The 21,240-nt window shown below is 71.2% G+C and carries 22 protein-coding genes; 12 read left to right on the forward strand and 10 right to left on the reverse strand.

Annotation, left to right across the window (positions count from 1 at the left end):
- Positions 1–11: 11 nt before the first annotated feature.
- From ACFZBX_RS27315 to ACFZBX_RS27345, 7 genes are all read right to left on the reverse strand, one after another.
- Positions 12–1,571, reverse strand: coding sequence for a hypothetical protein (locus ACFZBX_RS27315; protein WP_391536424.1), 1,560 nt, complete (start codon positions 1,569–1,571; stop codon positions 12–14).
- A gap of 110 nt (positions 1,572–1,681) precedes the next feature.
- Positions 1,682–2,610, reverse strand: a protein-coding gene (locus ACFZBX_RS27320; RefSeq protein WP_391536425.1) for an IS5 family transposase whose coding sequence is annotated in 2 segments (ribosomal slippage) — positions 1,682–2,233 and positions 2,236–2,610 — 927 coding nt in all. Because the reading frame shifts where the segments join, the coding sequence is not laid out codon by codon here.
- Positions 2,611–2,684: 74 nt separating this feature from the next.
- Positions 2,685–3,191 carry a hypothetical protein gene (locus tag ACFZBX_RS27325; protein WP_391536426.1) on the reverse strand — a complete coding sequence of 169 codons (507 nt, stop codon included), beginning with the start codon at positions 3,189–3,191 and terminating at the stop codon, positions 2,685–2,687.
- Positions 3,192–3,382: 191 nt separating this feature from the next.
- Positions 3,383–3,703, reverse strand: coding sequence for a DNA-binding protein (locus ACFZBX_RS27330; protein WP_391536427.1), 321 nt, complete (start codon positions 3,701–3,703; stop codon positions 3,383–3,385).
- Positions 3,700–4,482, reverse strand: coding sequence for a hypothetical protein (locus tag ACFZBX_RS27335; RefSeq protein ID WP_391536428.1), 783 nt, complete (start codon positions 4,480–4,482; stop codon positions 3,700–3,702). The genes ACFZBX_RS27330 and ACFZBX_RS27335 overlap by 4 nt, the downstream gene beginning before the upstream one ends.
- A complete protein-coding gene (locus ACFZBX_RS27340; RefSeq protein ID WP_391536429.1) occupies positions 4,473–4,805 on the reverse strand; it encodes a hypothetical protein in 333 nt (110 codons plus the stop codon). Before ACFZBX_RS27340 ends, ACFZBX_RS27335 begins: the two co-directional genes overlap by 10 nt.
- Positions 4,802–5,668 carry a hypothetical protein gene (locus tag ACFZBX_RS27345; RefSeq protein WP_391536430.1) on the reverse strand — a complete coding sequence of 289 codons (867 nt, stop codon included), beginning with the start codon at positions 5,666–5,668 and terminating at the stop codon, positions 4,802–4,804. Before ACFZBX_RS27345 ends, ACFZBX_RS27340 begins: the two co-directional genes overlap by 4 nt.
- 275 nt (positions 5,669–5,943) lie before the next feature.
- Here ACFZBX_RS27345 and ACFZBX_RS27350 point away from each other — a divergent pair, with 275 nt between their 5' ends.
- Positions 5,944–6,636: a Crp/Fnr family transcriptional regulator gene (locus ACFZBX_RS27350; protein WP_391536431.1), complete on the forward strand. Its 693-nt coding sequence runs from the start codon at positions 5,944–5,946 to the stop codon at positions 6,634–6,636.
- 35 nt (positions 6,637–6,671) lie between these two features.
- Here the strand turns inward: ACFZBX_RS27350 and ACFZBX_RS27355 are convergent, their stop codons facing one another.
- From ACFZBX_RS27355 to ACFZBX_RS27365, 3 genes are all read right to left on the reverse strand, one after another.
- The gene (locus ACFZBX_RS27355) at positions 6,672–7,130 is read right to left on the reverse strand and encodes a hypothetical protein (RefSeq protein WP_391536432.1); all 459 of its coding nucleotides are present in this window, start codon (positions 7,128–7,130) and stop codon (positions 6,672–6,674) included.
- 900 nt (positions 7,131–8,030) lie between these two features.
- Positions 8,031–8,792 carry an ABC transporter permease gene (locus tag ACFZBX_RS27360; RefSeq protein WP_391536433.1) on the reverse strand — a complete coding sequence of 254 codons (762 nt, stop codon included), beginning with the start codon at positions 8,790–8,792 and terminating at the stop codon, positions 8,031–8,033.
- Positions 8,782–9,555, reverse strand: coding sequence for an ABC transporter ATP-binding protein (locus ACFZBX_RS27365; protein ID WP_391536434.1), 774 nt, complete (start codon positions 9,553–9,555; stop codon positions 8,782–8,784). The genes ACFZBX_RS27360 and ACFZBX_RS27365 overlap by 11 nt, the downstream gene beginning before the upstream one ends.
- A 168-nt stretch (positions 9,556–9,723) precedes the next feature.
- Between ACFZBX_RS27365 and ACFZBX_RS27370 the strand changes: the two genes are divergently transcribed.
- From ACFZBX_RS27370 to ACFZBX_RS27420, 11 genes are all read left to right on the forward strand, one after another.
- Positions 9,724–10,965 carry a sensor histidine kinase gene (locus ACFZBX_RS27370; protein WP_391536435.1) on the forward strand — a complete coding sequence of 414 codons (1,242 nt, stop codon included), beginning with the start codon at positions 9,724–9,726 and terminating at the stop codon, positions 10,963–10,965.
- Complete coding sequence (locus ACFZBX_RS27375) at positions 10,962–11,666, forward strand: response regulator (RefSeq protein ID WP_391536436.1); 705 nt, start codon at positions 10,962–10,964, stop codon at positions 11,664–11,666. The genes ACFZBX_RS27370 and ACFZBX_RS27375 overlap by 4 nt, the downstream gene beginning before the upstream one ends.
- A 63-nt stretch (positions 11,667–11,729) precedes the next feature.
- Positions 11,730–12,173, forward strand: coding sequence for a DUF6313 family protein (locus ACFZBX_RS27380; RefSeq protein WP_391536437.1), 444 nt, complete (start codon positions 11,730–11,732; stop codon positions 12,171–12,173).
- The gene (locus ACFZBX_RS27385; protein ID WP_391536438.1) at positions 12,170–12,469 is read left to right on the forward strand and encodes a hypothetical protein; all 300 of its coding nucleotides are present in this window, start codon (positions 12,170–12,172) and stop codon (positions 12,467–12,469) included. Before ACFZBX_RS27380 ends, ACFZBX_RS27385 begins: the two co-directional genes overlap by 4 nt.
- A 21-nt stretch (positions 12,470–12,490) precedes the next feature.
- Positions 12,491–13,228, forward strand: a complete 738-nt coding sequence (locus ACFZBX_RS27390) for a pentapeptide repeat-containing protein (protein ID WP_391536439.1) — start codon at positions 12,491–12,493, stop codon at positions 13,226–13,228.
- Positions 13,229–13,926: 698 nt separating this feature from the next.
- Entirely contained in the window at positions 13,927–14,631 is a 705-nt protein-coding gene (locus ACFZBX_RS27395; RefSeq protein WP_391536440.1) for a class I SAM-dependent methyltransferase, read from the forward strand.
- A 78-nt stretch (positions 14,632–14,709) separates the two neighbouring features.
- Positions 14,710–16,407, forward strand: a complete 1,698-nt coding sequence (locus ACFZBX_RS27400) for a thiamine pyrophosphate-binding protein (protein WP_391536441.1) — start codon at positions 14,710–14,712, stop codon at positions 16,405–16,407.
- A gap of 99 nt (positions 16,408–16,506) precedes the next feature.
- Positions 16,507–17,547, forward strand: a complete 1,041-nt coding sequence (locus ACFZBX_RS27405) for a saccharopine dehydrogenase (RefSeq protein ID WP_391536442.1) — start codon at positions 16,507–16,509, stop codon at positions 17,545–17,547.
- Positions 17,548–17,553: 6 nt separating this feature from the next.
- A complete protein-coding gene (locus tag ACFZBX_RS27410) occupies positions 17,554–18,705 on the forward strand; it encodes a saccharopine dehydrogenase family protein (RefSeq protein WP_391536443.1) in 1,152 nt (383 codons plus the stop codon).
- Between the two features lie 178 nt (positions 18,706–18,883).
- Positions 18,884–19,936, forward strand: coding sequence for an EamA family transporter (locus ACFZBX_RS27415; RefSeq protein WP_391536444.1), 1,053 nt, complete (start codon positions 18,884–18,886; stop codon positions 19,934–19,936).
- Positions 19,933–21,153: an ATP-grasp domain-containing protein gene (locus tag ACFZBX_RS27420; protein ID WP_391536445.1), complete on the forward strand. Its 1,221-nt coding sequence runs from the start codon at positions 19,933–19,935 to the stop codon at positions 21,151–21,153. The genes ACFZBX_RS27415 and ACFZBX_RS27420 overlap by 4 nt, the downstream gene beginning before the upstream one ends.
- The last annotated feature ends 87 nt before the right edge of the window (positions 21,154–21,240 follow it).

The following is a 21,240-nucleotide window of genomic DNA, read 5'->3' on the forward strand; positions in this document are numbered from 1 at the left end:
CTCCTCGGTCACTAGGGAGACTCCTTGGGGTCGGTGTGCTTTCTCGTACTCGCGGAACTCTCGGGCTCGGAGCGGAACGTCTGCTCTGGCGAGCAGGGCCGCGTGGGTAGAACGCTCCGGTCGACGTCCACCCGCGCCAGCAGGAGGTCGTCGCCTGCGAACTCCGGGTCTGTCAACTCCTCGCCGGTCCTGAATGCGAGGAGGACATGACTTGCGCCACTGCTGATGGCCGCGCCCACCGAGGCGGCGAACGCATGGCCAGCCCGGTGGAGGACAAGCCTGGCCACCTCGGCGCCGGCCGTCAGACGGGCCCGGGCCAGCAGTGTGCTGAGTCGCTCGGGACGGTTAGCGAAGGCGAGGACCTGATCGCCGAGCAGGTGATGCTCGGCGGTGAAGCCGGCCACGTCGACCGTGGTGCAGAGCTCTGGCTCGGGGACTGCGGTTCCTCGTGGTGGCTTCGCTGGGCCCGACCGGCACAACCGGATGACGATGGAGGCCAGCGACACCGCGTCCGGCGGGTCGGGAGCCACAGCGGCGCGGAAGTAGTCTGCCAGGACCGGCAGGGCGAGGTTCACCGGGAGGTCCAGTGCGGGAACCAGTAACTGGCCGAACAGATCCAACGCGGCGCGCTGCGGTGGGCCCGAGAACTCCTGCCTGTCCTGTTCCCGGCGGAAGATCGTGCCCGCGTTCTGCAGATGTCTTTGCAGCCGCATGTGACGCCCGATGCACTCCCGGACGATGACGACCAGTTCGGCAGCTCGCTGCTTGTACCGCGGATTGTCCGCCTCGTCGCGGCGACGGGTGATGTGCGCGAGAATCTGGCTCTCCATGGCGTAGCGCTCCTCGATGTGGGAAAGCGCGGCGTCGAGAAGTTCGGGTACCTCGTTCTCCCAGTCGACAGTTCGAACGTTGCGCCTGGTCGCGTCGAGTTGCCGGCGCAGCATCTCCCCGTACTGCACGGTGCGATGCCGAGCCTGCTCGGCTGCCACCTTGGCGTCGTCGAGTCTGCCGCGCTCGATCAGGTTCCTGAGCTTGTGCTCGGCGGCGACCTGGGAGGACTCCACGTCCGTGTCGAGCGCTCCGACCAGGACATTGATCGCCTCGTTGGTGGTCCGCAGGTGCAGCCTGCTACCCGTGCACCCCTCCTCGATCAGTTTGAAGTCGAAGGGGAACGTTCGGTAGCCGCCGTTGTCGATCCGGCCGCAGATCTGGCGGAAGCCACGGTCGACCGTGCCGACATTGATGAGCTTGTTGAGCACCCATTCGGCGATTCGTCGATGCTGCTCCTCGGCATGCAGAGGCTGCTGGAGCGCGGCGTACCGGGTTAGCTGGTGGAGCACGCGGTCAGGGTCGGCGCCGTAGTCGAAGTCCATGGCCACGGTGATCTGGTCGATCGCGTGCAGGGCCAGTTGGGACATCTGGTAGCCGCGGGCGTCGATGCCCTCCAGCGAGCCCTTGTGGGCGTCGAGGGTTTGCAGGGGAGCCGTGCAGGCCAGTGCCTTGGTCCGGCGGACCAGGCCCTCGTCGGGCAGGTCGGTGATGGGTAGGGGGTCATCGTCGGGAAGTGTCATGAGTCGACGTCTTTCGGGGCTTCGGTGGTGGGGTGGAGGGCGGGGGTGGCCTGGACCGCCGACGGGGTTGGCATGAAGAATCTGGCGGCCATTAGGCAGCGTCCTGGCGATCACGAGCGGAGCCAGATGGCCAGCGCGGCTGCGGTGACGGTGCCGAGGTAGACGAAGCCGCGCTTGTCGAACCTGGTCGCGACCGTGCGGAAGGTCTTGAGCTTGTTGATCGCCCGCTCGACGGTGTTGCGCTTCTTGTAGCGCTCCCTGTCGAAACCGGGCGGTCGGCCCCCGGCCCTGCCGCGTCGGACCCGGCCGGCAGCCTGGTCGGCCTTCTCCGGGATGACGTGCCGGATCCCGCGTCTGCGCAGGTAGCGTCGGGTCCGGCGGTTGCTGTAGCCCTTGTCGGCACTGACGCTGTCCGGCCTCGTACGCGGCCTGCCGCAGGTCAGCCTCGGCACGCGGATCCCGTCCATGACCGGCTCGAACTGGGTGCAGTCGGCGCACTGCCCGGGCGTGATGACCAGCGAGAGTACCCGGCAACGGCCGTCCGCACTCAGGTGGATCTTGGTGGTGAGGCCGCCGCGCGAGCGGCCGAGCGCCTCACCTCCCGCACCACCTCCGCCAGCCGGTCGATCAGTTCCGCCCGGATCCGAGCGGTTCTGACCGTCTTGGCTGAGCCCCTTTTGAGAGCGGGCGGCGGAGCCTGCCGGGCACCGGCGGCATGGTGGTGTGCGCGTACGGACGTCGAGTCGACCGAGATGTCCCAGTCGATCTCGCCGACCGCATCCGCCTCCGCCTGGATCCGCCGTAGGAGCATTTCCCACGTTCCGTCCGCCGACCAGCGGCGATGCCGCTCGTGCACCGTCTTCCACGGTCCGTACCGTTCCGGCAAATCGCGCCATTGCACACCCGTGCGTATTCGGTACAGCACCCCGTTCACGACCTGGCGATGGTCCCGCCACCTGCCACAACGCCCGTTGCTCACCGGCAGGAGCGGCTCCAGCCGCTCCCACTGGGCATCCGTCAGATCACTCCTACTCCCCATAGTCGTATCAACGACTCAACTGATCGCCAGGACACTGCCTAGTGGAGCAGGCCCGTGACCTGCCCCGAGCGGTCTCAGGCCGCGAGAGCACGGGCCCGGTGGTCCCATGCGCCCACCTTGGTCATCGCGTTGCCGAGTTGGTGCACGGCGGCGGAGATGTCGTTCGCGGGCCCGAGTAGTTCGCGGTGTGTCGCGATCACCCTGTCCACGATCGTCCGGAAGAGGGCGAGCGTGTGCGCGCCTTCGCGGGCCGCCCCGGAGATGCCGACGAGTTGAGACAGGAAGCCCCGGTCATCAGTGCCCCAGAGGGTCGGCGGGACCGTCTCGAACAGGTCCAGCGCGGCATGGACGCTGGAGTCGAGGTAGGCCATCCGCTCCGCGAACCGGCAGGCAGTCGCCTCCAGTTCGGCGGCTGGGCCGCTCACCGCGTTCGCCAGCCGTTCGGTGACGGCAAGTCGCGTGTTCACCGGACTGCCGTCCCGGGCGACGCGCTGCATCTCGGGGCCGAATTCCTCGGCCTGCTCGGCGATGGCCGTGATGAGCGAGGTCATCGAGGTGAGGTCCCCGGCCATCGCCTCCATGCCCGGTCCGAGTTCTGCGAACCGCTCCAACAACCGCGAGTCCTCCTCGGAGGCGTCTGGTCCGTCCGGCCCTGTGGCCCCAGAGCCAGCCCAGTCACAGCCCAGCGGTTCCTCCACCCGCCCCGGGCCGACGGGCGAGGGGAACACGGTCGCTGGCTGGGGGAGCGCCTGGGTGTCCGACGTTGTGGCGGTCATGCGAAGTCCTCCGGTCCCAGGAGATCGAGGGTGAACGGGTCGCGCTCCTGCCGGGCGGCGAACTCGGCACCGGTGACCAGGTCGATGGCCTGCACGGGATGTGGCTCGATGCCGAGCGCGCGCATCAGGCCGACGGTCGGCACCCGGTAGCACCAGCCGACCCGCAGCACCGGACAGGGGAAGGAGTTGAGGGAGGCCAGCCGGTACGCGGTTCCCGCACAGATGTCGAATGCCCGCGCGGCGGTGCGCAGATCGACGGCCAGCGGCAGGCCAAAGACCTCGGGGAACGTCAACGCGGTGCCGTCGCGGCGGCTCATCGGCGGACCCCCTCAGACCGCAGTGGGAGGGCGCTGACCCGGGGTCCGGACCTCGGCCGCCGGGCCCGGTGGACTACCTCACGCAGTCCGAGGCGTTCGGCCAGGGCTCCCAGCCGGAGCCCCTCGACGTTCTCCCGAGAGGCGGTGAAGCGCAACCGTGCGGCCAGCCCGGTCGGGCGGTCCGGCGGTGTGATGTACAGCTCCCACATCAGTTCCTCCGTTGGGTCCGGGAAAGGCTGCCGGGTGTCCGCAACCCGGCAGATGTCGGTGACGGCCCGCTCATGGACGGCGGGGCGGACCAGCGCCCAGCAGCGCCGTACCGCGGAGCTCGCCAGTCGGCTGTCGGGCTCCGGCTGGGCCGGGTCGGTGTCGCAGAGCTGGTCAAGCAGGCCGACGATCGCTGTGGACTCCAACTCGGCCTGCTCCAGACCGAACTGCGACACGAGTCGGCGCACTGTTGAGCGCAGGCGGGGTACGGCGAGCCAGAGTAGGACCAGTTGCCAGCCGGACACCGGGCCGCCATCCGGTTCACCGGCACCGCTGGATTCCAGCTGCGCAAGCCGGATGGCGGATTGCCAGATCGCACGGTCCAGGGCAGCGTCGCGATCGTCGCCGTAGAGGCGGCTCCACGCCTCGATGGGCGACAGCAGCATCGGGTCGTCCTCATCCGCGCCGGGCACGACGAGATGTGTCGGGTTCGGCTGCAACGGGCCGGTCACCTGGCGGTGGATGACCTCGAACACGCCGTTGGTACTGGGAATGAGCGGGGTCATCGCCACCGTTCGGTACCTCCTCGGGAGTCGGGCGGTGCGGTGGGGCGGCCCTGAGGGTCGGCCAACCTTTGCAACTGGGCGCGCAGCCCGAGGACGAAGTCGTCCAGCACGAGGGTGAGACTGCGTGCGGCGTGGGAGAGCGGCCTGTTGCACGCGTGCTGGGACTTGCACTCGTGCGATGACTGGAAGGTGATGTTGATGGTGTCGACGGACCCGCTCACGGCGACGCCCTGGTGGACGGCCTGGTCCAGTTGCCGGCAGGTGCGGTCCGAATTGGGGAACGGGCCGGGTGAGGGGGCGGCCGGGCGGCTGGTCGGAGCAGCCGTCACCGGCTCCGCTCCGAGACGTCCGCCGCGGCAGGGAACGAGAGGGTCACGTCGCCGGAGACGTCGTGTACGGCTACGCCCTGGTATACATGCTGCGCGGTTCCAGCCCCATGCCGCGGCCATGACTCGAACCAATGTCCGGAAGGGCTGTCGGCCGACGGCGGTGTGTGTGCCAGAGCCCCGGATGAGACGTTCGGCGCGAATGCGTTCGGCGGGCTGGCGAGCAGGCCGGCCGACGGTACGGGAACGTGGATCCACGCCGGGGCGCGGAACGTCTTACCCGGTACGGTGGCGATCACCCGGACGAACCGGGCGGGGTGCAGTGCCGAGTACCTGGACGCCACCACGTCCTGGTAGACACGGTCGGAGATGATCGCCGCCAGGACCGTGACGTCAGGGCTCGCCACCCCCATGACCCACTTGAGTACCTCTGCGTCCACCAGTCGGTGGGCTTCATTGCGGGCAGTCCCGTTTCCGTCGCCCGGTCCTACTCCGATCGGGAGCGGGCCGCGGGCGATGGCGAGGCGCATCCTCAGCGGGGTCTTGCCGGGGGTGGCGTTGTGACGCGCGATCGTTGTCTCGAGCCTTGGAAGGAACCGGTCCAGAAGGCCCGCGAGATATCCCGGCGAGCAGCCGAACACGAGTCCGTCGCCGGTGTCGCGGAAGAACAGCTTGTTGTCCCGGACCGATTCGAGGCCGGCACCGGAGAGGGCCTCGTCGGTCAGCCGACTGGTCAATGCGCTGAGCTCGGCCTGGTCCGCGCCAGGGCGTTGGGTGAATGCCACCTGGTCCAGGACCACCACGGCGAGGTCGTCGGGCAGACGCCTTCCCGTGAAGTTGTCGCTACTGGGGGTGGAGTCGGGCATCGAACCTCCTGAGGCGTGATGTGCCGTCGGCCGTCGGCTGCTGAGCCGACCCGTGCGTTGCTTCCCTCATAGCCTCGGCCGGGGACGAGCGGCGGCATACTGCCGTTGGCGGTACGGGCGGGCCGCGCGTGGTGGTATGTGCAACGTGGTGGAGGGGCCGCCCTGGGAGGAGAAAGTTCCGGAGGATAGCACCGGGGATGACGGGAAGCCGGGCGCAGGCGACAACACCGCTGAAATAAACGGGACATGACCCTCGGTGCCCTAGCGTGCTTGGCATGTTCAAGAGTGCAGATGGACAGCGATGGGCCCTTGGTCAGGGCAGGACCTTCCGGGACTTGGTGGGTGACCACCGATGGGGGAAGACGATCGGGTGCTGGCGGAGAGTGGTGGTCGATCCGGGCCAACTGCTGATTCTCCAAGGGGACCTGTCAGATGAGGTCTACGCGGTTGAGGCCGGCGTGTTCAGGGTCGAGCGGCTGGAAGGTGGCGCACCTTCGGTGCAGGCGTTCCGCGCACGCGGTGACCTGATTGGTGAGGCGCCAGTGCTGGACCGTTGCGCTCCACGGACGGCACAGGTCGTTGCCCACACCCGGTGCCTGGTGGCGGTGTCGCAGGCCGGAAGCTTCGATCAGCTCATTTCCGGCTTGCAGGCCGAGCGTTTGCTGACCCAGTACCTCTGTGATCGGAATCTCGAGACTCAGATGGTGCAGGGTCTAGGCGATCCAGAGGTTCGACTGGCCGCGTTGGTGCGGCCCTTGGTCCGGCACCAGCAGCGGTTGAGTGGAGGTCGGGCAGAGCAGGTCGTCTTGAAGGTCAGCCGGAACCATCTGGCCCAGGGGTTGCGCCTGGGCCACCGTAGGGCGCGGAAGCTGCTTGATGATCTCTCCATCGGACGCTTCCACAGCAAGGGGATGCTGACGATCGATCTGGAAAGTTGGGCGAGGTGCGTGTCCCGGATCAGCACCTGACCCTGCGGGTGGTGACCCGCCGGCGGCCGGGTTCGTCAACCCGAGGCGATGACTGCGGCGAAGGCCTCGAATCCGTGGTGCCATGCCTGGTCCATCAGGTAGGCGCCATTCATTCCGCGATCGGCCAGGTCGACGAAGCGGCCGCCCTTGGTGGCGCGAGCCAGCCGATACAGCAGCCTGCGACGGTCGGCGGCGTAGTGGCTGGCTGCTGAAAGGGCGAGCGCTGTCGTAATCCGGGAGGACCGAAGCCCAAGGCCGAGCGTGTGGTTGCCGATGAGGAGCACGGCGGCCTGGGTCGCGGTGTAGGACGCCACATGGGCCGCGCAGGCCCGGCGTCCGGCCGCGCCCGACTGCTCGGGGGAATCGTCGTGCTGGGCTTTCGTGGCAGCCTGATGGTCGGTCTGGATCCAATGGTCCGCCACATCCGCCGCCGCTCGCATCAGGGCGTAGACGGCGGCGAAGCGGGCGGCACGGGACAGGTTGGTCGAGGGCACGAGGATCTCCAGGTGGTGTTGCGGAAACGCGGAGAGGGTTCACCGAACGTCCGAAACGGAAGTGTTGACAAAGGAACGGGAATGCAGCGACGGATGCATGGGGTTGGTCGATCGCCGAGCAGGGATCTGCGATCAGGCCGCTTGTGCTTCCCTGTCGGGTCAAGTGGGCAGGTTCCAGGCCTACTGGCGATGCAGCGGGCGGAGAGTCGACCAGGAAGGGTTGCGCTGAGCAAGCCCGGGGTGGGACCGCCCAATCGGCGGGGCACGCGGTGAAGCCATAGCTAACCGATCGTCGGTACCTCTGATGTGTGCCACCATCAGGCGCAGTTGAGCTCGGCCATGTGGGCCTAGCGCGGCGTGGAGCGCTTGGCTGGTTGTAGTGCCGCCGCCAGGAGAGCGTGGCGTGGTTGAGCACGTCATGCAGCGTGGAGACAACCCGGTGGACCGTGACCCGGCCGTGGCTGACCTTCGGCTGGGTGCTCACCTTGTCGTCGCCTGCTTCGGGCGCTGCCCGGGCAGGCGGTCTTGCCCGAAGGCCGGGATGGACGCAGCTCTCGTAGCCGGCGCACGCGTTAGGCGCGAGCACTTCCTCCTCGCCGCCCGCCACGTCTGGAGCAACTCGCCAGGATGGCAGGGCGATCCTCGTACACCTGCGCAGCCCGGTCCGCAGCCGATGGGTATGCGATTGTGATCCGTTCGCTGACGTCGGCTCCGTGGGCTGGCCGGCACCCGTCGACGCCGGTTCAGTCGGGCAGGGCGACACCATTGGAGAGGAGTGAAGAGCATTCATTGCCGTACGGCAGGGGCGACAGGACCAGGCCGCAGGAGTTGTTGAGCTCGTCCAGTCGCAGGCCGGCACCACTGGTGGTGCCGTGGCGGCCCGGCGGAGACGGCGGGCGGTCAGGTGTCGCGGGTGCGGAGGGTGAGGTAGCCGGTGAGGAGGGAGGCTGTTGTCCAGGTGGTGAGGATGAGGAGGGCCGTGGTCGGGGGGAGGGACGGGGTGGCCTTCATGGCCTCGGTGCCGGCGTGGTCGGGGAGGTAGCGGGCGGCGGGGTGCAGGGCGGGGATGGCGTTGGCTGCCGGGGTGAGGGCGAGGACGTGGGTGAGGAGGAGGGAGAGGGTGAGTGGTGTGCTGCGCACGGTTGTTGCGACGCCCAGGGAGAAGAGGGAGATCAGGGTGAGGTAGAGGCAGGCGCAGGTGATGGCGCGGGGGGCTTCGGGGTGGGTCAGGCCGATGCCGTGGGGGCCCAGGGCCTTTTGGGAGGCGAGGAAGGTGAGGAGGGTGGTGGGTACGGCCGTCAGGAGGGCGACGGTGGTGGTGGCGATGATCTTGGAGAGGTAGAAGAGGCCGCGGTCGGGGGTGGCGGCGAGTGAGGTGCGGATCATGCCGCTGCTGTACTCGGTGCAGATCAGCAGGACCGCGAAGGCGATCAGGGCCAGTTGGCCGAACTGGACGCCGACGAAGCCGGCGTCCAGGGGGTTGAAGTCGGGGCGGAGCGCGGGGCTGTGCCGGTCGATCGCCGAGCGGGCCGAGGCGCCGTTCAGGACGCCGGTGCCGATGCTGAGGGCCAGGGCGATGAGCAGTGGGACGGTCGTCGACCGGACCGTTCGGATCTTGGTGAGTTCGGCACGGACGACGGCCGTGGGCGCGTTAGCGAACATGCCGGTTCCTCTCGGGGCGGGACTCGGCCCGGTACTGGGCGGTGTCGCCGGTGAGTTGGAGGAAGGCGTCCTCCAGGGCGGTCGTTCGGGTGGCCAGGTCCTCTGGGGCGGTGCCGGCGATGAAGTCGGCCATGCGGGCGTCGGCGAGCAGCCGGCCGCGCCCGATCACCACCAGGTGGTCGGCGGTGATCGCCATCTCGCTCATCAGGTGGCTGGACAGCAGGACCGTCCGGCCCTCGGCGGCCAACTCCTGGAGCAGTGTGCGGATCCAGCGCACGCCCTCCGGGTCGAGGCCGTTGACCGGTTCGTCCAGCAGCAGTACCTGCGGGTCGCCGAGCAGGGCGGCGGCGATGCCCAGGCGCTGGCTCATACCGAGGGAGAAGCCGCCGGCCCGGCGGGAGGAGACGGGTTCCAGGCCCACCATGGCGAGCACCTCGCGGACCCGGGTGGGGCCGATCCGGTTGGTGCGGGCGAGCCAGAGCAGGTGGTGGTAGGCGGTGCGGCTGCTCTGCACCGCCCTGGCCTCCAGCAGCGCGCCGACGTGTCGCAGGGGTTCGCGCAGCTCGTGGTAGGCCTTGCCGTCGTAGCGGACGTCGCCCTCGTCCGGGCGGTCCAGGCCGAGCATCATCCGCATGGTGGTGGACTTGCCGGCCCCGTTCGGGCCCAGGAAGCCCGTCACCCGGCCTGGGTGGACCGTGAAGGTGAGCCCGTCGACCGCGACGGTGTCGCGGTAGCGCTTGGTCAGTCGCCGTAGTTCGATCACGGCAGCAGGCTGCCGTGGAGCGGTGCCCCGGCACATCGGCCGGCGCTCCGAGCCGTGGCCTCCACCGGGCGGCGGAGGCGGCGGGCCGCGCCGGGCGTCGTCTCCTACCACGGTCGGTCATTCCCGCGGCCGAGGCGCGGCGGCAGCGGAGGCGGCTACGGTGAGCGCGTGGCCCGACTCCCCACGCCCTGGCGGGCGCTGTACCGCGACGGTGCCCTCCGACCGCTGAGCCGCAGCGAGTCGGCGGCCCTCGACACCCTGACGGCGGCGACGCTGACGGCGCTCTTCCTGGCCCTGCCGGGACCGGCGTGGAGTTCCCAGGGCGGTTGGCCGGTCCGGCTCGTCCTCGCGGCCGCGATGGGGCTGCCGCTGGCCCTGCGCCGGGCACGCCCGGTCGCGGTCTGCGCCGTGGTCGCGACGGCCTCGGTGGTGGCCGCCGCGACCGGGGCCGTCCGGGAGCCGTTCCTCGGTGCGGCGCTCGCGCTCCACCAGGTGGCGGTGACCACTACGGCACGGCGGGTGCCGACCCCGGTGATCGGGGCGGTGAGCGGCTTCGTGCTGGTGCTTCTCCTGATCGGGGGTTCCCCGGGCGGCGACGGGCCGGACCTCGTGTTCCACCTGGCCGGGCTGGCCGTGGCCGGGATGGCCTGGGTGCTCGGCCGGGCCGTGCGGGAGCGGCGGGCCCAGGCCGCCCGGTCGGAGCGGCGGGCCGCCGAGGAGGCCGTGAGCGAGGAACGGCTGCGGATCGCACGGGAGTTGCACGACATCGTGGCGCACCATGTCGGGGTGATCGCGGTGAAGGCCGGCGTGGCCAATCACCTGCTGGCGACCCGCCCGGAGGGGGCCGGCGACGCGCTGCGGGTGATCGAGACGGCCAGCCGCTCGGCGTTGGCCGAGATGCGGCAGATGCTCAGCGTGTTGCGGGCCGGCGAGTCCGCCCCGGAGGATGACGGCGCGGACGGGCTGCGGCCGGCGCCCGGACTCGCCGAGCTGCCCGGGCTGGTGGCCGGTGCCACGGCGGCCGGGCTCACCGTCGCGCTGCGCACCGAGGGCGCCGCCGACCTCCCGCAGGGGGTGCAGAGTTCGGCGTACCGGGTGGTGCAGGAGGCGCTGACCAATGTGCTCGGGCACGCCGGGCCGACGACCCGCTGCCGGGTCGAACTGGTCGCTGATGCCCGGGTGTTGAGGATCGAGGTGGTGGACGAGGGGGGCGTCGGGGACCGCGCTGGTCGTCGGCCCGGCCGGGAGGACGGGCGGGGGAGCGGGAGCGGTCACGGCCTGATCGGGATGCGGGAGCGGGTGGAGTTGTTCGGCGGACGTTTCGACGCCGGTCCGCTGGACGGGGGCGGCTTCGTCGTGAGGGCCGAACTGCCTTATCAGGCGGAGGTATTGGTGGGTGAGGGGTCGTGACGAGCGGAGACCGTGCGGAGGAGTGCGCGACCGAGCCCGTCCGGGTGCTGGTGGTGGACGACCAAGCGCTGCTGCGCGGCAGCTTCCGGATGCTGGTCGACGCCGAACCCGGCCTGACGGCGGTCGGCGAGGCGGCGGACGGCGCCGCCGCGATCGAGCTGGCGGCCGAACAGCGGCCCGACGTGGTGCTGATGGACGTGCGGATGCCCGGTGTCGACGGCATCGAGGCCACCCGGGCGATCTGTGCGCGGAACCCGGCCGTACGGGTCCTGATGCTCACCATGTTCGACCTGGACGCCCATGTCTTCGCGGCGCTGCGGGCCGGAGCCGCCGGGTTCCTGCTCAAGGACATCCCGCCGGCCGAACTGCTGCACGCGATCCGGGTGGTGGCCGCGGGCGAGAGCCTGCTCTCGCCGAGCGTCACCCGGCGGCTGATTGCGGAGTTCTGCCGCCGCCCGGCCACCGAACCGGCCGGTGCGCCGCCTGCGCTGGACGGCCTGACCGGCCGGGAGGGGCAGGTGCTCCAACTGGTGGGCGCCGGACGGTCCAACGCGGAGATCGCGAAGGAACTGCACGTCTCCATGGCGACGGTGAAGACCCACCTGGGCCATCTGCTGGACAAGCTCGACGCCCGGGACCGGGTCCAGTTGGTGATCATCGGCTACGAGAGCGGCCTGCTCACCCCGTGCCGCAGGAGCTGACCGGGCCCGGCGGATCCGCGGGTTTCGGTCCGCCGGGCCCGGCGGGGCCGCTACGGTGAGGCCGTGTCCGCGCCTGATCCGATACCGGCCCCCGCCCCGCCTTCGGTGCCGCCCCCGCCGAGTCCGGGGCAGCGGCTGCGGAGCCGGTGGGCCAGCCGCCACGCGCTCGGCAGGCTGCCGTACTGGGTGCTGACCCGGGCCAGTTGGGTCCTCGGGCTGTGTGCCGCGCTGTTCGGACTGAACGCGATCCTGCTGGAGGGGCACGCGGCGCAGGCCTACGAGGTGATGGTGGGCATCACCTCGCCCGCCGACGTCGATCCGCAGTGGTGCGCCTGGCTGCTGTCCGTCGTGGGCTGGGGCGCCATCCCGGCGTTCGTCGGCGCCATGGCCGGCTACCTGGTGACCGCGCAGATCCACACGCACCAGGCCGAACCCCTGGAGGAGGTCGTGCGCAGGCTTCGCGAGCTGTCCGAGCCCTCGACGCCGCCACCGGGGGCGGGGTCGTGATCACGCTGCACGATCTGCACAAGCAGGGCGGTGCCGCGGAGGCCGCGGTGATGGCCTTCGGCCATGTCCATCCGCGCCGCGGCTCGGGCGCCGCACCGGAGCCGGAGTGGGAGAAGGCCGAGGACCACTGGAGGAAGCTGGTGGCGTTCGTGCTCAAGCATGCCGCCCCGGGCGCGAAGAGCACCACGACCCAGGCGCTGCGCTGGGCGGAGCGCGCCGGGCTGGACCTGCTGCTGACGTTCCAGGCGACGCCCGGCTCGCGATGCCCTGTCTGCACTGGCCTGGGCGAAGGCTGAGGCCCTACTGTGGATGGCGACATGGTGGAGAACCTGGAGAACGACGATCTCCGGCGTGCGGCCGAAGTCCTGCGCGGCGTGCTGTACCTCGCCCAGCCCAAGGCCGCGCCCAAGGCCCTCACCAGCACCGCCCGGGCCATCGCGCACCGGGCCGGCGACGGCTCGCCCCTCGACCGGGCCGCCACCGAAGCGGTCGGCCTGGCGGCGTCGGTGAAGCGGTCGAGCCGGTCGGCGAACGTCGACCTCACGGGGGCGGCCCTGCCCGGCGCCGATCTGTTCGGCGCCGATCTTCGCGGTGCCAGGCTGAGCCGTGCCAATCTCAGCCGCGCCAACCTGTTCGCCGCCGATCTGGCCGGAGCCGATCTGGTCCGGGCGAACCTGAGCGGCGCCGAACTCAACGCCGATCTGAGCGGTGCGAACCTGAGCGGCGCCGACCTCAGCGGCGCGAACCTGAGCGGTGCCAATCTGAGCCGCGCCGATCTGACCGCCACCGCCCTGAACGACGCCGATGCGCGCGGCGCCGACCTGAGCGGTGCCAATCTCAGTGGCGCCGATCTGAGCGGCGCGAACCTGAGCGGCGCCGATCTGACCCGCGTGGACCTGAGCGGCGCCAACCTGGTCCGCACCCGCTGGACGAGGGCGACGCAGTGGCCCGGCTACGCGGCCCAGCGGCTGCTGGCACTGTCCGATGAAGTGGAACCCGGTGTGTTCCTGGTCCGAGGAGAGCCGACGGCTGATCGGACCGGCGGCCCGGCCTGAGATCAGGACCTGACGGGCCGTCAAGTAGATGTCCAGGCCGGGCGTCCTCGCGTCGGGACGGTCGCGTGCGTGTCGTCCACGCCTTCCGTCACACCGGCGCCCCTCCGGTGCGCCCCTCCGGTGTCGATGCGGGCCAACTCGCCCGGGGCGGTGGGTTCGTGACGTCGACCGCCGCGAGCGGACAGGTGGACGGCAGGGGTCGCCGAGGACTCCTGTGACATGGATGTCTTCAGCGGGTTGCGTGAAGGAATGGTTCCAATCATTTGCCTGGGTCGCTGAAATGAATGGCACTCGATTCATTTGTGAAAAACGGAGTTAATGCTTCTTTAGAGTTCCGGGTGACCTGGCTCACAGTCGCCTTGATCCTTCCGGGGATCCTTGACGGTCGAAGGGAGGGGAGCGCATGCTGGGGATCGAGTCCATGCGAAAGACTGGCGTGCCGCCACGGCCCAAGTCCGCAGAACTGGTGCTGGTGGGGGAATTTCCTCCCGAGGGTGCGCGGGTCGCCTGAGTCGCCGGTGTGCGATGAGCCTCGAATTCCGTTCTTCGAATTCCTACTCGTATGCCCGCCGGGACCAGTGCGGCGCCGTTCGGCCGTACGCCGGTTCAACCCGAAATAAATTCAGCGTAACTTCGCAGCGTGCCTGCGGCCGCGCCTCGGCGTGTGCGTGCGCGCGTGAGATTCATCAGGGGGAGCAATGGAGAACGCGCAGGCGGGGAACTACGACGACCTGGTCAAGTTCTACCGGGGCGGCGACCGGGCGGAGCCGAGCATCTTCGAGGTGTGGGAGGACGGGGGCAGCCGCGGCGACTCGGTCACCCCTTCCACGTTCAGCTCGGAGTACCGGGACTGGATGTGCGACAAGCTCGTCGCCGAGCTGGGGCGGAACGGGGGAGGCCTGCTCAGCCTGGGGGCGGGGAACGCGGCCGTCGAGGCGCAGGTGGCGGCCAAGGGGTTCCGGGTGCTCGCGCTGGACGCGATGGAGGAGGCCGTGGAGCTCGCACGGAGGAAGGGCCTGGAGGCGGTCCGCGCGGACATCTACCAGTGGGAGCCGGAGGAGTCCTGGTCGGTGATCTACATCGACGGGGTCCTCGGGCACCTGCACCGGGACCAGGGCGGTCTCGTGCCGGTGCTGACCCGGATCCGGTCCTGGCTGACGCCGCAGCCCGGCTCCCCCTCGGGACGCGCCGCCCTCATCGCGTCGAACGACGCGCCGAAGGTCGGCGCCGACGTCCAGAAGGCGCCCGGCGTCAATGGATTCCACTGGCTGGCCGGCGACTACATGCGGGCGCAGGCGGTGAAATCGGGATTCGATTCCGCGGTCGCCGAGGAGTTCCGCTACCAGCGGCCGGTCTCCGGGGAGCGGACCAGGGCGATCGTGACCGGATACGTCATTTCCTGAACCCGCAGCAATTCCCTGGCCGGCCACCGAGCGGAACCGAACGGAACGGAATCGAGAATGACGAGAAACGGCGCTGAAATGTTGGTGGAGGCACTGGTGGAACGCGGGGTGGACACCGTGTTCGGATTCCCCGGGGACACCAGCATCGCCTTGTACGACGTCCTTTCCCGCAGGTCCGGGGAAATCCGCCACGTATTGGCGCGGGATGAGCGGCACACCGGATTCATGGCCGACGCCCACAGCCGTACGACCCGCAGGCTCGGGGTCTGCGAGGCCTCCAGCGGGGCCGGGGCCGTCTATCTGGCCAGCGGGCTCGCGGAGGCCTACGCCTCCAGCATCCCCCTGCTGGCGATCGCCACCGACAACAGCCGGCGCAGCCACGGCACCGCTCCGATCAGCGAGGTCGACCAGGAGCAGCTGTTCGCCGCCTGCACCAAGTGGCGGCGGGTGGCCTCGGACCCGGCCGAGATCCCGCAACTGGTCGAGGAGGCCGTCACCGTGGCCTCCCAGGGGCGTCCGGGGCCGGTGGTCATCATCCTGCCCGAGGACGTCCTGGAGGGCAGTGCGGACGCCTGGCCCGACCGTCCGGCGACGCCGGCCACCGTGCCGGTCCGGCGTGACGCCGCCCCGGCCGCCGCGGTGGCCGCCGCGGCGGCCTGGCTCGCGGCCGCCGGGCGCCCTGTGGTCGTCGCGGGCGGCGGCGCCCATCTGTCGGGCGCCGCAGGCGCGTTGACGGCGCTCTCCGACCACCTGGCGATGCCGGTCGCCACCAGCGTCCACGGCAAGGGCGTCGTGGACGAGGCCGGGCCGCTGGCCCTCGGGGTGGTCGGTGCCAACGGCGCCCGGGACTACGCGAACCGCTTCGTCGCCGACAGCGACCTGGTGCTGTTCGTCGGGACCAGGGCCAACGCCACCGACACCCTCGGCTTCACCGCGCCGTCGCGCGAGGGCGTGCGCATCCTGCACATCGAGGCCGACCCCGGGCGCGCCGCGCGCAACTACCCCGGCGGCATCGGCCTGGTCGGCGACGCCGCCACCGTGCTGGAGCAGTTGCGCGCCGCCGTGCCCGCCGCCGACGGGGCCGTCCGCACCGCCCGCGCGGCCGAACTGGCGGCGCTGCGCGAGCAGTGGACCAAGAACCTCCAGCAGGCACCGCAGCTGCCGCCCGGGGTGCTGTACCCGCGGGACGTGGTGTGGGCGCTGCGCGACGCGTTCGGCCGCGGTACCTGGATCACCGCGGACGCCGGGACCCCGACCCCGTACCTGGCCTGCTACTGGGAGGCGCCCGGCGACGGCTGGCGGGTGGTCATCCCGCGCGGCCACGGCCCGATGGGCTTCGCCGCGCCGGCCGCGATCGGGGTCGCCGTGGCCCACCCCGGGCAGCGGGTGCTCTGCCTGACCACCGAGAACAGCCTCGCCATGTGCACGGGGGAGCTGGAGACGGCCAAGCGGCTGGGCCTGCCGGTGACGTACGTGGTGCTGGACAACACCTCCATGGGCTGGATCAAGATGATCCAGCACCTCTACGCCGGCGCCCGCTACTTCGCGGTGGACCCGGGGCCCATCGACCCGGTGCTGCTCGGGCAGGGCATGGGCGTGCCCGGCGCACGCGCCCGTACACTCGACCAACTCGCCGCCATGGCAAAGGAGTCGGCCGACTCGGACGGTCCTACCCTGATCCATGTCGCGGTGCCCGAGCACATGGACGCCCCGCCGCCGGTCCCGGTCTGGCAGGCGGCCCTGTCCGGCACCTCGACGAGCCGACCGATCCACTGATCCACCGGCTTCATCGGCCGACCCGTCCAGCGAGCCCCTCGCCGGCCCGTGCGGAGAGCTCGCGAGAACAGCGGAAACAGCAAGGAGAACCTCCCGAACATGACGTCCAGTAAAGGGATTTGGCTGCGCGGCGAGGCCAACGGCCACGAGCAGCGCACACCGCTGGTGCCCGCCGACGCGGCCTGGCTGGTCGAACAGGGCCTGTCGGTGACCGTGGAGGAGTCCCCGCAGCGGGTCTTCCCGGTGGAGGAGTACGCCGACGCGGGCTGCCAGGTCGTCGCCGCCGAGACCTGGCCCGGCGCCCCGCCGGAGACCGTCGTCCTCGGCCTGAAGGAGCCGGCCGCGACCGCCGTCGCCCTGGCGCACCACCATGTGTTCTTCGGGCACGCCTACAAGGGCCAGCAGGGCGGCCCCGCGCTGCTGCGCCGCTTCGCCGAGGGCGGCGGCACGCTGCTCGACCTGGAGTACCTGACGGACGCGCAGGGGCGCAGGGTCGCGGCCTTCGGATTCTGGGCCGGCTACCTGGGCGCGGCCCTGGCGGTACTGCACCGGCGCGGCGAACTGGCCGTTCCGCTGGAGGCGTCCACCCGCCCCGGACTCGACGCCCTGCTGGGCGCCTCCCAGGGCGGTGCCACCGCCCTGGTGATCGGGGCGCTCGGCCGCTCCGGGCGGGGCGCGTGCGAGGCCCTGGCGGTGGCCGGGGTGACCACCACCCGGTGGGACGTCGACGAGACCAGGACGCTCGACCGCGAGGCGCTGCTGGACCACGACCTGCTGGTCAACACCGTCTTCGCGACCGAGCCCGGCACTCCGTTCCTGACCGCCGCCGACCTGGAGCGCACCGACCGGCGGCTGTCCGTGGTCTCCGACGTCACCTGCGACGTCACCTCCGACTGCCACCGCCTGCCGGTCTACGACCGGGTCACCGACTGGCGGGAGCCGGTCCGGCGCCTGCAGTCCGGGCCGGCGCCGCTGGACCTCATCGCGATCGACAACCTGCCCTCGCTGCTGCCGCGGGAGTCGAGTTCGGCCTTCTCCGCCGACCTGCTGCCGCACCTCGCCGCCCTGCCCGTCGGAGCGCCGGTCTGGGACCGCGCGCTGCGGCACTTCCACCACGCCCGACGAGAGTTCGAGAAATGAGGAGCGATGGCTGACCTGGTACCCCCGAGCGGGCGGGTGCACTGGATCGGGACGGGCATGTCCACCGGCAGCGGGCTGGGGCTCGTCTGCGAGGCGACGCCGACCACCCTGTGGGGCCGGACCGCCGGGAAGGCCGAGGCCCGGCTGGCCGAACTGGGGATCGCCCACGCGGCCGAGACCCGCGCCTTCGGCCTCGGCGCCCTGGCCGGCGAACTCGCCGCGGGCGACGTCGTCGTCTCCATGCTCCCGGCCTCCGAGCACCCGGCGCTGGCGCGCCTGGCCGTCGAGCACGGCGCGCACTTCGTCTGTTCCAGCTACCTCGGCCCCGGCATCCAGGAGCAGGCCGCGGCGGCCGGGGCCCGTGGCACCGTGCTGCTCACCGAGGTCGGACTCGACCCGGGCATCGACCACCTGCTGGCCCACGAGCTGGTCCGCAAGGCGCTCGCGGTGACCGGGCGGCGGGCGGCGACGGCGCGCTTCACGTCGTACTGCGGAAGCAACCCGGCGGTCGCCAACGACTTCCGGTACCGCTTCAGTTGGGCCCCCCGCGGGGTGCTGACCGCGCTGCTCAGCCCCGCCCGACTGATCGAGGACGGCGAGGAGCGGTCGGTCGCCCGTCCCTGGGAGGCGGTGACCACCAGGACGGTGGGCGAGGAGGACTTCGAGGTCTACCCCAACCGGGACAGCGTCCCGTTCGTGGACACCTACGACTTCCCCGGCTCCTGGCGGCTGGAGACCTTCGTGCGCGGGACGCTGCGCCTGGCGGGGTGGCGCGACGCGTGGAAGCCGGTCTTCGCCGAGATCGTGGACGGTGACGACGCCCGGATCACCGAGCTCGCCGCCGAGCTGTCCGCCCGCTACCCCACCACGGCGGCGGACCACGACCGGGTCGTGATGTCGGTCCGGCTGGAGGTCGAGACCGCGGACGGGGCCTCCTGGAGCGGCGAGTACGTGCTCGACGCGGTCGGCGACGACCGGGAGGCGGCCACCCCGCGGCTGGTGTCCGTCCCGCTCGCCTGCGCGATCCTCGACACCGTCGCCGGGCGGGTGCCGCCCGGGCTGCACCAGGCGGCGCGCGAGCCGGAGACGGTTCGCCGCTGGCTGGAGTACCTCGACAAGCACGGGATCGCCGTCGGGTACCGGGGCGCGCCCGCCTGAACCGCCGGGCCCCGCCGCAGGTGGCGGCACCGGCGCCGGATGCCGGACCAGCAAGTCAACGCATCGTCAACTCATGTACCGTGGCGGCGACAAGGCCGATTCGGCCTGCATCGTGGTGGCTCCCGAGAGCCTTCGGGAGCCACTGCCGCGTCCGCCCGGTGACCCAGGGGGAGGCCTCGTGGCCGACGGCATGTCCAACAGCCCGGCGACCGATCTGCGCCGGGGAATCCTTCCGCTGGTCGGTTACGCCGTACTGACCGCCGCGATGGACGTCTACGCGGGAAACCGCCTCCAGGTGGCCGGCCCGGCCGCGATCGCGGCGGTGTCCTTCACCCTTTCGGCTGTTTTCTTCGCCGCCGTCCAGTGGCGGCGCGGCGGCCTGGTCCGGCTGAGGGCCCTGACGGCGCACCGCCGCGACCTCGTCGCCATCAACATCACCACCGTCGTCACCTGGATGTCGACCTTCTACGCCCTGGACTACCTGGAACCCGCGATCGTGAACGTCATCGGGCTGGCCCTCGGACCGGTGATCATGACGCTCGCCGGACCGCTGCTGCGGCGCAGCAGCACCGTGATGGCCACCGAGACCGCCGTCGCGCTGGCCATCTGCGCCCTGCTCGCCGTCCTGCTGTGGGGCTCCTTCAGCGGCCTCAGCGGGCTGGGCGACATGACCACCGGGCGGGCCACGCTGGGCCTGGTGTTCACCGTGGTCTGCGCGATCGGCTCGGCGCTCAACATCATCTACATGAAGCGCCTCAACGACGCGGGCTGCGACACGGGCAGCGTGCTGGCCACCCGCTTCCTGCTGATGATCGCCGTCTCGTGGGCGCTGGTGGCGCTCGACGGCAGCCCGGGCCTGGGCTCCGCCGTCCTGCCCGGCGCCATCGTCGCGCTGATCGGCGTCGGCCTGCCGATCTACGTCCTTCAGGTCGGCATCCGGCACACCGAGCCGATCACCACCTCCCTGCTGGTGTGCCTGTCCCCGCTGTTCGCCTTCGCGATGCAACTCGCCGACGGGCGGCTGCGGTTCTCCGCCCTCACCCTCTTCGGCGTCATCGCCGTGGTGGTGCTGGTGGCGCTCGGGGTGGTGGCGCGCGGACGCCGGGACGGCGCGCGCAGGGGCGCGCCCGCGAAGGCCGCCGGTGCACCGGTTGCACCGGTTGCACCGACCGAACCGGCCGAACCGACCGAACAACTCGCAAGTGAAGAGCCCGGAGGCGCCCGAACATGACCACCGCCATCGTCGACGCCTTCGGCGCGGGACGCCTGCTGCCGGCCGCCCTCAGGCTCCGCGGCCGGTCCTTCGTTCATGTGCGATCGCCCCACCCGGACACCCATCTGGCCTACCGCCCCGAGGACTTCGAGGTCGACATCGAGCACACCGGCGACCTGGCGGACACCGTCCGGGTGCTGCGCGGGCTGGGCGTGGACTCGGTGGTCGCCGCGGCGGAGTCCGGCGTCCTGCTCGCCGACGAACTCTCCGCCGCCCTCGGCGTCCCGGGCAACGACCCGGCCAGGTCGACGGCGCGGCGCGACAAGTTCGCCATGCAGGAGGCCGTGCGGGTGGCCGGGCTGCCGGCCGCGCGGTCGCTGACCTCCGCCGTGCTCCCGGACATCACCGACTGGGCCGCCGGGCACGGACGGTGGCCGGTCGTCCTGAAGCCCTCGCTCAGCGCCGGGGCGGACAACGTCTTCATCTGCCGCACGGACGAGGAGATCGCCGCCGCGTACACCGTGATCATGGCGTCGGAGGACCGCTACGGCCAGCGCAACCGGGTCGTCCTGGCGCAGGAGTTCCTCGCCGGGACGGAGCACTACGTCAACAGCGTGAGCCGGGACGGCGTCCACCGCATCGTCGAGGTCTGGCGCTACCACAAGCGCCTCGTGGACGGCCGCGCGATCTACGACTACGAGGACCTGCTCGCCCTCGACGAGCCCGGGGTGCAGCCGCTCGTCGACTACGTGCGCGCGGTCCTGGACGCGCTCGGCATCCGCAACGGCGCCGGGCACACCGAGGTCATGCTGACCGAGCGCGGACCGGTGCTGATCGAATGCGGCGCGCGGCTCGGCGGCGGCCAGATGCCCGAGCTGCTGAACCGCTGCGTCGGCTCCGACCAGGTCGGCAGCCTCGCCCACTCGATCGCCGATCCGGAGAGCTTCGTCGCCGTGGGAGAGGCCCCCTACCAGCTGAAGAGCCGGCTGCGCTGCGTCAACCTGATCTCGCCGCGCGAGGGCACCGTCCCGACGCGGGAGGGCTGGGCGCCCGTGCGCGAACTGGGGTCGTTCGCCTCGATGACCGTCAACCGGCCCGGGGGCAGCCCGCTGTCGCGGACGGTCGACATGGCCACCTGTCCCGGCACCGTGTACCTCAACGCCGACGACCCGGCGGACCTGGAGGCCGACTACCGGGCCCTGCGGGAGATGGAGCTGTCCGGGCTCTACGGCTGATCCGCGCCGTCGGCCCTGCCGCAGGTCCCGTCCCGCCTGTCCCGTCCCCTCGGTCCCGCCGCGCGGCGGGACCGAGGGGACGGGACA

Source organism: Kitasatospora sp. NPDC008115, assembly GCF_042957205.1.
In the GTDB taxonomy this organism is placed as follows: domain Bacteria; phylum Actinomycetota; class Actinomycetes; order Streptomycetales; family Streptomycetaceae; genus Kitasatospora.